The following is a 12,149-nucleotide window of genomic DNA, read 5'->3' on the forward strand; positions in this document are numbered from 1 at the left end:
GGGGCCGGTACGTACCGCCGCACTGCGGTACGTACCGGCCCCTCGCCGTACCTCCCGCGGTCAGGTGGCGACCGCGCCCAGCGCCACGAAGCCGCAGATGAGAACGGCCAGGAGGGCCAGCAGGGGCCAGACGAAGCGGAGGTAGGTGTCGTAGCCGACCTTGGCGAGGGAGATGCCTCCCATGATGACGGCGGTGGTGGGGACCCAGAGGTTCATCCAGCCGCTGGCGGCCTGCCAGGCCGTCACCACGACCGCGCGCGAGACGCCGGCGAAATCGGCGAGAGGGGCGAGGATCGGCATCGCGAGGGTGGCGTGGCCGGAGGTGGAGGGGATCAGGAAGGCCAGGGGCAGGTTGACGACGAAGACCATGATGCCGAAGAGGGCGGCGGGGGTGCCGGCGACCGCGCCCTCGATCGAGTGCAGGACGGTGTCGGTCACCTTCGCGTTGTTCATGATGACGGTGACTCCCCGGGCCAGCACGATGACCAGGGCCGGTGAGATGAAGTCGGCGGCGCCCTGGACGAAGGTGGCGCTGAGCCGGGGCTCGCCCATGCGGGCGAGCAGCCCGACCAGGACCGCGGCGACCAGGAACAGGGCCGCCAACTGGGGGAAGGACCAGCCGAGTTCGAAGGAGTAGGGGGTCGCCTCGGCGTTGCCGGTGAGGGCGCCGGCCCAGGGAATCACCGAGAAGATCATGAAGGCGAAGACCAGGGCGACGGTGACCAGGACCGTTTTGTGCAGGGCCGTCAGCGGCGGGGGTTCCACCGCGTCCGCCGCCGTCTGGGCATGTTCACGGTCGCCGGGGAGATAGCCGCAGAGGGAGCGGCCGGGGGCGGCGCGTACGCGGCGGGCGTAGCGGATGACATAGCCGATGGTGACGGCGGTGAGGACCAGCCACATGACGAACCGGAGGGCGATGCCGTCGCCCAGGGAGATGTCGGCGGCGGAGGAGGCGACGCCGGTGGCGAAGGGGTTGACGGTGGAGCAGAGGACGCCGATGCCGGCGCCGAGGATGATGGTGCCGGTGGCCACGAGGCGGTCGAAGCCGAGGGCCAGCATCAGCGGGATGACCAGGCCGTAGAAGCCGAGGGTCTCCTCCGCGAAGCCCTCGACGGTGCCCAGGAGCGAGAAGAGCGCCATGATGCCCGTGATGAGGAGGGCGCCTCGGTTGCGGAGGCGGTGGGCCAGGCGGCCGATGCCGCGGTCGAGGGCACCGGTGGCGAAGACGACGGTGATGAAGGCGCCGATGGCGAGGACGAAGAGGAACACCCCTGCGCTGCCGTAGAGTTCACCGCTCAGATCCGGGCCGACCTGCCCCGTTTTGGCGTCCCTGATGCCGTAGAGGCCGTTGACCGGGGAGAGGAAGAGGTCGCTCAGGCGGTCGAGGAAGCTCTGGCCGGAGGGGCGGTGGTGGTAGGTGCCCTGGACCGGGCTGCCGGCGGCGGTGCGGTCATAGGTGCCGGAGGGGATGAAGAAGGCCACGGTCCAGACCGCGAGGGTGACCACGACCAGCACGGTGAGGGCACTGGGGAAGGTGAAGCGGCGGTTCCTGCCGGGCGGGCCGTCGGTGGCGGGGGGTGCCGGCTCCTGCGGGGGCGGCGCCGGATCGCCGGGCTGCGGGTCCGTCACGGGGCGTCCCCGGCACGGTAGGTCGCGGCGTACTCGGCCAGGAAGGCCGCCTCGGCGAGCAGCGCGCCGCGGAGTTCGGACAGCAGCACCCGTTCGTTGGGGCCGTGCAGACCGCAGAGGTTGTCCTCGGCACCGAAGAGCAGGATCTCCGCGTCCGGTACGGCCTTCGCCAGGCCGTTGACCAGGGGGATGGAGCCGCCGGTCGCGGCGTGCACGGGGTCGGTCCCCCAGGCGCGGCGCAGTGCGGTGCGGGCCGCGCGGTAGGCGGGTCCGTCGGTGGCGGCTTCGTAGCCGGGGCCCACTTCGCCAGGGGTGACGGTGAGCGGGATACCGAAGGGCCGCAGCCGCTGCAGATGGCGGACGAGGGCGGTCTGCGCCTCCTGGGGGTCCTGCCGGGGGTGGACCCGGAGGTTGAGCTTGGCGCGGGCGAAGGGGACGACGGCGGAGGCGGCGCGGTCGACGGGCGGTGCGTCCAGGCCGATGACGGTGATGGCGGGGCCGCTCCACAGCCGTTCGCCGAGGTCGCCGGAGCCGAGCAGCGGGGTGCCGTGGGGGATGCCGGCCAGCTCGCGGAAATCGTCGTCGGTGAGGTCGGTGCCGTGCCACGGTTCGCGGCGCAGGTCCGCCACGGCGACATCGCCGTGCAGGTCGTGCAGGGTCGCCAGGGCCTTGAGGAGGACGAGCAGTGCGTCGGGGGCGGCGCCGCCGTACTCCCCGCTGTGCACGGCGGCGTTGAGGGTGCGTACCTCGACGAAGACCTCGGCGGCGCCACGCAGGGCGGTGGTGAGGGTGGGGGTGCCGGGGCGGATGTTGCCGGTGTCAGCGATGATCATCGCGTCGCAGGCGAACAGGTCGGGTTCGGTGGGCGGGTAGCCCTCGAAGGCGCTGCCGTACTCCTCCTGCCCCTCGAAGACGATCTTGATACCGACCGGCGGGCGGCCTCCGTAGGCCCGCAGTGTGCCGATGTGGACCATCAGGTTGGCCTTGTCGTCGGCGATGCCGCGGGCGCGGATCCCGCCGTCGATGTCGGTGGGCTCGAAGGGCGGGGAGTCCCAGAGCCGCTCGTCGCCGGGGGGCTGGACGTCGTAGTGGCCGTAGAGGAGGACGGTGGGGGCATCGGGGGTGGGCGGCGGGAGGCTGCCGGTGATGACGGGGGCGGTGTCGGGGAGGTTGAGCTCGCCGATGTCGGCCACGCCGGCGTCCCGGAGCAGGGCGACGAGCAGATCGCGGGCCTGAAGGACCGGTTCGGGCGAGAAGCCGGGGAACGCGATCGAGGGGATGGCGGCGAGCCGCTTGAGGTCGGCGCACACCCCGTCCATCAGCGCATTGACGGTGGTCTCCAGAGCGGCGGGAGCCGCGCCGGCGCGGTGGGCGTGCGGGTCGTTGGCTTCCTCGTTCACCGCGGGACCCCTCTCCGTGGCGCCGTCGGTGCGCACACATTGACTCACTTTCAGGGCCAATGCAGCATATCGGGCATAACGTCACGAAGAGTGGCAGGGCGCCGACGCTCAGCCCGGCGGGCCGCCCACCGCGAGCGCGGCCCGCATCGCGGCGTTCCGCAGCCCGGTCAGCCGCCGGGGCATGCGCCATACGGTTCATCAGCCGCGCCGCACGCACCAGCTGCTGGGTCGCCGGACGCCGGGCCCGGTCGTACGCCCACAGCGCGGCCGGCACATCCGGCGTGGCCGCCAGGGCGCGCGCCAACTCCACGCCGTCGACGAGCGCTTCGCAGGCGTATAGTGGATCGGCACTACAAACATAGTAAGAATCGGCTCGGCACGAGGGGCGCTCAGGTGGCACGACGGCGGGAGCAGGTACTGGACGCGGGGATCCAGGTACTGGGCAGTGAGGGGGCGCGGCGGCTGACCTACCAGGCCGTGGACACCGCGGCGGGGGTCCCGTCGGGCACCACCTCCAACTACTTCCGCAACCGGACGGCCCTGATCGACGGCATCGTCGACCACCTCCAGGCCTTGGAGCGCCGCGACTGGGAGGCCTTCGCCGCGGCGGCCGCCCCGGCCGATGTCGGTGAACTCGCCGATGCCGTCACCGAGTTCCTGCGGTACGCGACCGGCCCCGAGCGGGCCAGGACTGCCGCCCGCTTCGCGCTCTACCTGGAATCCTCGGCCCGGCCCGAGCTCCGCCCGACGCTCACCCGCGGCCGCGAGACCGTCGTCGGCTGGGGAGCGGAGTGGCTGCAGCGCTTCGGCTCGACGGCGCCGCGGCGGCACTGCGAGATCCTCTTCGACTACATGGACGGCGTCGCCTTCCATCAACTCGCCTTCCCCACAAAGGACTTCGACCCGGGTCCGGGCATCCGCGAGTTGCTGGGCGGGCTGCTGGACTGAGCCCCGCAGGCCGGAGCCGCGCCCGGACGCATCCGGGCGCCCGGCACGCCCAACAACTGGCAGGGGTGCGGCCGTTCGGGGCGGCCTGACGGGTATACGGCACTCCTCAAGTCTGGTAGGAAAGCTTCCTAACGATTGGCGAACCCCCCACGGCTCTCTCCGACTGGAGGACTCCATGCGCACCCGATCGATAGGCAGCAACCTGCCCAGGATCACCACCCGCGTCGCCCTCGGGCTCGCCCTGCTCGCCGTCCCGGCCACTGCCGTCGCCACCACGGCGGGCCCGGCCGCCCCGCACCGTCCGGCCACGGCTCAGCACGCTCCCCACACGGCACGGGCAGCGACGGGCCTCGACGACCCGGCGAAGAAGGAGATCGCCATGCAGCTGGTCTCCAGCGCGGAGAACTCCTCGCTGGACTGGAAGGCCCAGTACCAGTACATCGAGGACATCGGCGACGGCCGCGGCTACACCGGCGGCATCATCGGCTTCTGCTCCGGCACACACGACATGCTCGAACTCGTCGAGCTCTACACCCAGCGCAAGCCCGGCAACGTGCTGGCCAAGTACCTCCCCGCACTGCGCGACGTGGACGGCAGCGACTCACACGACGGCCTGGACCCCGGCTACACCAAGGACTGGAAGAAGGCCGCCCAGGACCCCGCGTTCCAGCAGGCCCAGAACGACGAGCGGGACCGGGTGTACTTCAACCCCGCGGTCAAGCAGGGCAAGGCGGACGGGATCGGGGTGCTGGGCCAGTTCACGTACTACGACGCGATCGTGATGCACGGTGACGGCGACGACGCGACCAGCTTCTCCGGCATCCGCAAGCGCGCGCTGGCCAAGGCGAAGCCGCCGGCCCAGGGCGGCGACGAGAAGACCTACCTCAACGCCTTCCTCGACGCCCGGGTGTGGGCGATGAAGCAGGAGGAGGCACACAGCGACACCAGCCGGGTCGACACCGCCCAGCGGGTGTTCCTGCAGAAGGGCAACCTCGATCTGCACACACCGCTGGACTGGAGGGTCTACGGGGACAGCTACCACATCGGCTGACCCCGCCCGCCGACCGCGTACGGCCGGCGCGGACAGCCCAACGGCCCGTAGGGGAGCCGTAGTTGGCGCTCCCTACGGGCCGTTGCCCTGCCCCGGCGTCAGTGGGCGGTCGCCGCAGCGGGCTCGCCGGCGTCGTCCGCGGTGCCGGGCGCGGGGATCCCCGGATCGACCGGGGCGGGGGCGGCCGGATCCCCCTCCGCGTCCCCGTCCGCCGTCTTCCTGCCGAAGTGGTTGAAGGCGAGGTTGAGGACGATGGCGACCAGACAGCCGGTGCTGATGCCGGAGTCCAGAACGACCAGCAGGTCCTTGGGGAGACTGTGGTAGAAGTCCGGCGCGGCGATCGGGATCAGACCGATGCCGACGGCCGCCGCGACGATCAGGGCGTTGTCACCCTTCTCCATCGCGGCGGAGGCCAGCGTCTGGATGCCGCTGGCGGCCACCGACCCGAAGAGCACGATGCCGGCGCCGCCGAGGACCGGCAGCGGGACCAGCGAGATGACCGAGGCGGCCACCGGGCACAGGCCCAGCACGATCAGGATCAGACCGCTGGTGGCCACGACGAAGCGGCTGCGCACCTTGGTCATCGCGACCAGGCCGATGTTCTGCGCGAAGGCACTGTTGGCGAAGCCGTTGAACAGCGGGCTGAGGGCACTGCCGAGGGTGTCGGCGCGCAGTCCGCCCTCGATGGTGCGCTCGTCCGCCGGGCGGTCGACGATCCTGCCGAGGGCGAGCATGTCGGCCGTCGACTCGGTCATACAGACCAGCATCACGATGCACATGCTGACGATCGCGGCGAGGTCGAACTGCGGGGCGCCGAAGTGGAAGGGCGTCGGGAAGCCGATCAGGGACGCCTTGGTGATCGCGGAGAAGTGGGTGATGCCGACGGGTATCGCGATCAGGGTGCCGGCCACCAGACCGAGCAGGATCGCGATCTGCTGGAGGAAGCCGCGCAGCACCCGGCGCAGCACCAGCACGATCAGGAAGGTCAGGGCGGCCATGCCGATGTTCGTCAGCGAACCGTAGTCCGGGGCCCGGTCGTTGCCGCCCTGGGACCAGTTGAAGGCCACCGGCAGCAGCGAGACACCGATCAGGGTGATGACGGTGCCGGTGACCACCGGCGGGAAGAACCGTACGAGCTTGGAGAAGTAGGGGGCGAGCAGAAATCCCAGCACACCGGCGACGATCACCGCGCCGAAGATGATCGGCAGGGCGTTGCCGGGGCTCTGGGCCTTGCCGATGGCGACCATCGGCGTGACACCGGCGAACGAGACGCCGTTGACGAAGGGCAGCTTGGCGCCGACCTTCCAGAAACCCAGCGTCTGCAGCAGCGTCGCGATGCCTGCGGTGAACAGGCTGGCGCCCATCAGGAACGCGGTCTCGGTGGCGCTCAGCCCGCAGGCCGGCCCCACGATCATCGGCGGGGCCACCACTCCCGCGTACATCGCGGCCACGTGCTGGAGGCCGCTGGTGAACATCTTGAAGGGCGGGAGGGTCTGGTCGACCGGATGCTTCCGGTCCCCCTCCGACGTCTCCCCGGTCATTGCGGCCACTGCGGGCCTCCTTCGTTTTCTGCGTCGCCGGGACCGGCGACGCGAGGCTGTCACGGAGGGCTTGCCATGTGGTGCGTGGTCAAGAAGTTGCCTGGTGAGCGATGCTGCGACACTGCGCGCTCGTGGCGCGTGGACGGCGGTGGGGCCGGCCGGCCCGGGGGTGGGAGCCGACCGGCCCGGGGGTACGAGAAGATCCCGCACCCCCGGGTCCGGCGCTTGTGGACCCCGCTCGGATCCACAAGCCCGGCCGGGAGCCGTCCCTCCCGGCCGAGTTCAGGGGGCGTCGGCCCGGTGACCGCGCCGAGGGGTCAGCCCTCGGCGGCGATACGGGCCAGACGCTGTGCCTCGGCCCGCGCGGTGCGGGCGATGGCGTCCTCGTCGACGTTGGTGAGGTGGTTGTCCTCGACCACCGGCCTGCCCCCCACGAGGGAGAGGGTGACCGGCGCGGCCGCGCCGAAGACCAGGGCGGTGACCGGGTCGGCAATGGAGGAGTGGCCCAGACCGTCCAGCTTCCACAGCACCAGGTCGGCGAGCTTGCCGGCCTCCAGCGAACCGATCTCTCCGGTCCGGCCGAGGACCTGCGCACCCCCGTAGGTGCCCAGCCGCAGCGCCTTGCGGGCGTTGAGGGCGGCTTCCCGGTGGGCGCCGAGGCGGTTGATCAGCAACGCGTTGCGCAGCTCGGTGTGGAGTTCGCCGGACTCGTTGGAGGCGGTGCCGTCGACGCCGAGGCCGACCGGGACGCCCGCCGCGAGCATGTCGGGCACGCGCGCGATCCCGGCCGCGAGACGGGCGTTGGAGGACGGGCAGTGCGCGACGCCGGTGCCGGTGCGGGCGAAGGCGGCGATGTCGGAGTCGTTCATGTGGACGCAGTGCGCCATCCACACGTCGTCACCGAGCCAGCCGGTCGACTCGAAGTAGTCGGTCGGGCCCATGCCGAACAGCTCGTGGCAGAACTTCTCCTCCTCCACGGTCTCCGAGCCGTGGGTGTGCATCCGTACGCCCTTACGGCGGGCCAACCCGGCGCCCTCCCGCATGAGTTCGGTCGAGACGGAGAACGGCGAGCAGGGCGCGGCGGCGATGTGCACCATCGAACCGAAGGAGGCGTCGTGGTGGGTGTCGATGGCCTCCTCGGTCGCCAGCAGCGCGCCCTCGGTGGTCTCGACGGCGAAGTCCGGGGGCAGTCCGCCATCCTTCTCGCTGCGGTCCATGGAGCCGCGGGCCAGGGTGATCCGGGCGCCGATCTCGGCGACGGCCGCCAGTTCGGCGCCGACGAGGTCGCCGGACCCCTGGGGGAAGACGTAGTGGTGGTCGGAGGCGGTGGTGACGCCGCCCTTGACCATCATGCCGAGCGAGCCCTGGGTGGCGGCGGCGAGCATCGGGGCGTCGATCCGGGCCCAGGTCGGGTAGAGCGCGACCAGCCAGTTGAACAGGTTGTGGTCGGTGGCCAGTCCGCGGGTGATCCACTGGTAGAAGTGGTGGTGGGTGTTGATCAGGCCGGGGGTGACCAGGTGCCCGGTGCCGTCGATCCGGCGGACGACGTTCGCCAGGCCCTCGGGGGCGTTGCCCGCGCCGACCGACTCGATGATGTTCCCGGCGACCACGACATGGCCGGTGGCGTACTCGGTGTCGTGGGCGTCGACCGTGGCGATGGCGCAGTTCTCGATGACGATGCGCTCGATCGCGCGGTCAGGGGATGCCGATGCAGCCATGGTGCTTCCTACTTTCGATTCCGGCGGTGGGCACGGCATGGCCCTACGGGATTTGAGTGCCGGAGCCGGGCGAGGCGGCTGACAGTACCGCTGCCCGTGGGGTGCCCCGGGTGCCGAGGTGGTGGAAGAACAGATTGAGCAGGACCGCGACCAGGGCCCCGGCGCTGATCCCCAGGACGACCCCCGCGCCGCCGAGCACCGGCATCGGCACCAGCGAGACCACCGCGCCCAGGAGGGGGAACGCGCCGAGAACCAGGAGCGTGGCGCCGGCCAGCGCGACGACATAGCGGCTGCGGACCCGGGTCAGCGAGACCACCCCGACGTTCTGGGCGAAGGCGCTGGTCGGGAAGCCGCCGAAGACGGGGCCGAGCAGGGTGGCGAGACCGTCGGTGCGCATTCCCCGGGTGAGGGTGGTGCCGGTGGCCGGGCGGTCGCAGATCTCGCCGAGCGCGAGCATGCCGGCCGACGACTCCGTCATCAGCACCAGCATCACGAGGCACAGCTTCTCGTCCACCGGATGGACCGGTGGCTCGGGGTGGTGCGGGGTGTGCATGTGCTGTGCCATGGGTCGTTCCCCTCGGGTTTCGCGTTCCCCTCCCCGCTGCGGGGTGGGGAGGGGAACGCGAGGCACGGCGTTGCGTCGGAGCCGCTCAGAGGTTGGTCAGATCCATGGGGATCTTGGGCTCGACACCGTCGCGCAGAACAGTGGCTTCGATCAGGCCGTACGGGCGGTCGGCCGCGTAGTACACGGCTCCTTCGGCGGTGTCGTTCTTGAGCCCGAACGGCTCCAGGTCCACGAGGAAGTGGTGCTTGTTCGGGAGCGAGAAGCGGATCTCGTCGATCTCGGAACGGTTGTTGATCACGCGCGACCCCATTTGGTACAGGGTCTGCTGGAGCGAGAGGCTGTAGGTCTCCGCGAACGCCTGCAGCATGTGCTTCTTGACCTGCTCGTACGAACGCTCCCAGTGGGGCATCCGCTGCTCGTCGTCGGTCCAGTTGAACCGCCAGCGGCCGGATACCTCGGTGGCCAGGATGCGGTCGTAGGCCTCCTTGAGGGTCGTGTACTTGTCCTTGATGTAGCCCCAGAACTCCGAGTTGGTGGAGTTCATCACCACGAGGTCCTTCAGACCGGAGATGACCTGCCACTGCTCACCGTCGTAGGTGATCTCGGTCAGGCGGGTCTCCTGGCCCTTGCGGATGAAGGAGTGCTGGACCTCGTCGGCGCCGATGAAGCGGGAGTTGGCGTCGGAGGTGGCGATCCGCTCCCAGGCGTACTCCTCGATCCGGATGCGGGCCCGGTGGATCGGCTCCTGGCTGGTGACGAAGTGCCGGGCCAGATGGATGCCGAACTGCTCGGCCGACTCGATCCCGTACTCCTTGGCGAAGGCGTACACGGTGTTCTTGGTCGTGTCGGTGGGCAGGCAGTGGGCGTTGGAGCCGGAGAGGTGGACCTCTTCCAGGTCGCCGGAGAGCGCGACCGAGACGTTCAGGTCCTTGATGTGGTGCGTGTCGCCGTCGCGGGTGATCTTGACGACGCGGTTCTCCGCTTTGCCGTACTGGTTCTGGCCGAGAATCACCGGGCGGGCCGGGCGGGAATGGGCAGTCATGTCGGTGCTAGCTCCCTCGGTATACGGAGTAGCCGAACGGGTTGAGCAGCAGCGGTACGTGATAGTGCTCGCCCGGCTTGACGGCAAAGGTGATTGCCACCTCCGGGAAGAAAACTCCGCTGTCCCTTACGCGGGGGGCGTCCTGCTGTTCCTCGGCTTGCTGGGTTGCCTTGTGGTGTGCGAAGTACTCCTCGACTGCGAAGTCGAGGCGCACCTGGGTGGCGCCTTCCGGCAGGGCCGGCAGATCCTTGCAGCGCCCGTCCGCATCGGTCGTGGACGCGCCGTGGGCGGTCCAGTCGCCGTTGCTGCCGGAGCGCACCGAGAGCGTGAGGGCGACGCCCTCCGCGGGGCGGCCCACGCTGGTGTCCAGGATGTGCGTGGACACCGACGTCGGTGCAGCCGTCTCGCTGCTCATGCTGCGTCTCCTTCTGCGTTCTCGGCGATACGGGTCAGGCGGATGCGGTTGATCTTGCCGAGTTCCCCACGAACGATCTCTCGTTCCTGTTCCGGCGGGTTGTCGATCCGGTTACGGACCGCGTCGCGCATCTGCTCTCCGGTACGGCCGGAGGCGCAGATCAGGAAGACATGCCCGAACCTCTCCTGGTAGGCCAGGTTGAGTTCGAGCAGCTCCGCCTTGAGCTCTTCGGAGGCGCCGGCCATCCCGCTCTGCTCGCGGTGCGAGGTGGGATCCCCCGGCTTCGGCCGGCCGATCGGCGGGTGTCCGGCCATCGCCTCGGCCAGGTCCTGTGCACTCAGCTCGGCCATGGCGGCGTCGCTCGCGGCGCACAGGTCGTCGGTCGTGGCGTAGGGGCGCTGCGCAAGAACCTTGCTCCCCCATGCCCGGCTGGCACACACCTCGTACAGTGCGGCCCGAGCCGTACTGTCGTCGGCGGTGTTGAACCGGGTGAGCCCCGGCGTGGGCTCGGGGGTGTCCCCCGTCGAGCGCGGTGAACTCGAAGACACGGGAAGCCTCCGTGGCCTGGTGCTGGACAGCTCTGCTTGGCTGGAAACAGCTAAGACCCCCGGCAACAACACGTCAACACTTTGTTGAAAACTCGGCAACACAAAAGCCGCTGTCCGGGTAACCCGGGCAGCGGCGGCAGGGCCGGGAGCGGCGACTGCGGACACTTCGCGGCCGGCGCGAGACCCGGCCAGTCTCCGGCGCTCCGGCACCGCCCGCACCCCCGCTCAGCCATCCGGGAACAGCTCGGCGGCCGGCCCCGACAGGGGGACGACCGCCGCGCCGGGGAGCCGCCCGGCTGCCCATCTGACCACCTACGGGCCTTCCACCTGCGCGTTCCCGTCCTTCGCCGCGTTCTCCCGGTTCAGGTAGTTGTACACGGTGAACCGGCTGACCCCGAGGGCGGAGGCGACCGTCTCCACGCCATGCCGGACCGAGAAGGCGCCGCGGGACTCCAGGATCCGCACCACCGACTGCTTGGTCTTACGGTCCAGTTCCGCCAGCGGCATACCGTGCCGGCGCTGGAGCTCGGCGAGGATGTGGTCGAGCGAGTCCGACAGATGCGGCAGCCGTACGGCCACCCGGTCCTGCCCCTCCCAGGCCAGTACGACATCGTCACCCTGCGCCTGATCCGGCGTGACCATCTGGCCGCCCATCGCGTCGATCAGCGGCTTGACCGCCTGGACGAACGGGTGGTCGGCGGGCTCCGTCACGTCGCCTCCCCCTCGCCCAGCCCGGCATCCCCGATCACATTGACCTGCAGGGAGACCCGGGTGGCGCCCGCCTGCAGCGATTCGCGCAGCAGGGCGGTCACCGCGCCGAGCACCTGCTCGGCGTCGCCCTCGGCCGTATTGCCGAACGGACCGACGTCGACGGCATCCAACTCGGCGCCCGTGACGATGTCCCGCGCCACCACCGCATGCGTCGGCGCCTCGTCCAGGTCGAACGGCTCCGTCGTGAACTCCACTCTCAATCGCACGCCGCTCAACCTACGCGCGCTTCGGCCCGGCCACCAGAAATTGCCCTGGGGCCCCCTTGACAGCCTTCGAGCCCGCCAGGCAGTGTTCCAGTAAGCAGAAAAGTAGTTCCACTATCCGGAAGGGGCGCCGGCCTTCATGGGTTTCTCGGACACGCGCTTCAACGTCAATCTGTCGATTCTGTTCACCGAGCTTCCGTTGCTGGAGCGGCCGGGGGCCGCACGGGCGGTGGGTTTCACGGCGGTGGAGCTGTGGTGGCCGTGGGTGGATGCTCCGGTTCCGGAGCGGGCGGAGCTGGAGGCGCTGCGGGCGGCGTT

At 70.3% G+C, this 12,149-nt stretch carries 11 protein-coding genes and 2 pseudogenes; 3 read left to right on the forward strand and 10 right to left on the reverse strand.

Translation table 11 applies throughout. From position 1 onward, the window contains the following. Positions 1–60 precede the first annotated feature (60 nt). Positions 61–1,629, reverse strand: a complete 1,569-nt coding sequence (locus tag ACWGI6_RS36340; protein ID WP_453271459.1) for a YfcC family protein — start codon at positions 1,627–1,629, stop codon at positions 61–63. Next, on the reverse strand, positions 1,626–3,029 hold the full coding sequence (locus ACWGI6_RS36345) for a M20/M25/M40 family metallo-hydrolase (RefSeq protein WP_453271460.1): 1,404 nt from the start codon (positions 3,027–3,029) through the stop codon (positions 1,626–1,628). The genes ACWGI6_RS36340 and ACWGI6_RS36345 overlap by 4 nt, the downstream gene beginning before the upstream one ends. Before the next feature lie 393 nt (positions 3,030–3,422). On the opposite strand from ACWGI6_RS36345, the gene ACWGI6_RS36350 reads away from it, so the two are divergent. Together ACWGI6_RS36350 and ACWGI6_RS36355 are read left to right on the forward strand one after the other, a co-directional pair. Next, complete coding sequence (locus ACWGI6_RS36350) at positions 3,423–3,977, forward strand: TetR/AcrR family transcriptional regulator (protein WP_453271461.1); 555 nt, start codon at positions 3,423–3,425, stop codon at positions 3,975–3,977. A 175-nt stretch (positions 3,978–4,152) separates the two neighbouring features. Further along, positions 4,153–5,028, forward strand: coding sequence for a chitosanase (locus ACWGI6_RS36355; protein WP_453271462.1), 876 nt, complete (start codon positions 4,153–4,155; stop codon positions 5,026–5,028). Between the two features lie 98 nt (positions 5,029–5,126). On the opposite strand, the gene ACWGI6_RS36360 is transcribed toward ACWGI6_RS36355, so the two are convergent. The 8 genes and pseudogenes from ACWGI6_RS36360 to ACWGI6_RS36395 all read right to left on the reverse strand — a co-directional run bounded on the left by ACWGI6_RS36360 (position 5,127) and on the right by ACWGI6_RS36395 (position 11,834). Next, the gene (locus ACWGI6_RS36360) at positions 5,127–6,569 is read right to left on the reverse strand and encodes a nucleobase:cation symporter-2 family protein (RefSeq protein WP_453271470.1); all 1,443 of its coding nucleotides are present in this window, start codon (positions 6,567–6,569) and stop codon (positions 5,127–5,129) included. 317 nt (positions 6,570–6,886) lie between these two features. Next, positions 6,887–8,287 (reverse strand): 8-oxoguanine deaminase, encoded by a 1,401-nt coding sequence (locus tag ACWGI6_RS36365; RefSeq protein WP_453271463.1) that lies wholly within the window; start codon positions 8,285–8,287, stop codon positions 6,887–6,889. Between the two features lie 43 nt (positions 8,288–8,330). Next, a pseudogene (locus tag ACWGI6_RS36370) lies at positions 8,331–8,789 on the reverse strand (solute carrier family 23 protein); the annotation flags it as partial. 148 nt (positions 8,790–8,937) lie between these two features. Beyond that, the gene (pucL, locus tag ACWGI6_RS36375) at positions 8,938–9,894 is read right to left on the reverse strand and encodes a factor-independent urate hydroxylase (RefSeq protein WP_453271464.1); all 957 of its coding nucleotides are present in this window, start codon (positions 9,892–9,894) and stop codon (positions 8,938–8,940) included. A gap of 7 nt (positions 9,895–9,901) precedes the next feature. Continuing rightward, a complete protein-coding gene (gene uraH, locus ACWGI6_RS36380; RefSeq protein ID WP_453271465.1) occupies positions 9,902–10,309 on the reverse strand; it encodes a hydroxyisourate hydrolase in 408 nt (135 codons plus the stop codon). After that, positions 10,306–10,857: a 2-oxo-4-hydroxy-4-carboxy-5-ureidoimidazoline decarboxylase gene (gene uraD / locus ACWGI6_RS36385; protein ID WP_453271466.1), complete on the reverse strand. Its 552-nt coding sequence runs from the start codon at positions 10,855–10,857 to the stop codon at positions 10,306–10,308. The genes uraH and uraD overlap by 4 nt, the downstream gene beginning before the upstream one ends. Before the next feature lie 312 nt (positions 10,858–11,169). Further along, entirely contained in the window at positions 11,170–11,568 is a 399-nt protein-coding gene (locus ACWGI6_RS36390) for a helix-turn-helix domain-containing protein (protein ID WP_453271467.1), read from the reverse strand. Next, a complete protein-coding gene (locus ACWGI6_RS36395) occupies positions 11,565–11,834 on the reverse strand; it encodes a hypothetical protein (protein WP_453271468.1) in 270 nt (89 codons plus the stop codon). Before ACWGI6_RS36395 ends, ACWGI6_RS36390 begins: the two co-directional genes overlap by 4 nt. A 136-nt stretch (positions 11,835–11,970) precedes the next feature. Here ACWGI6_RS36395 and ACWGI6_RS36400 point away from each other — a divergent pair. After that, positions 11,971–12,149: pseudogene (locus ACWGI6_RS36400) on the forward strand (hydroxypyruvate isomerase); the annotation flags it as partial.

The organism is Streptomyces sp. NPDC054786 (assembly GCF_053611685.1).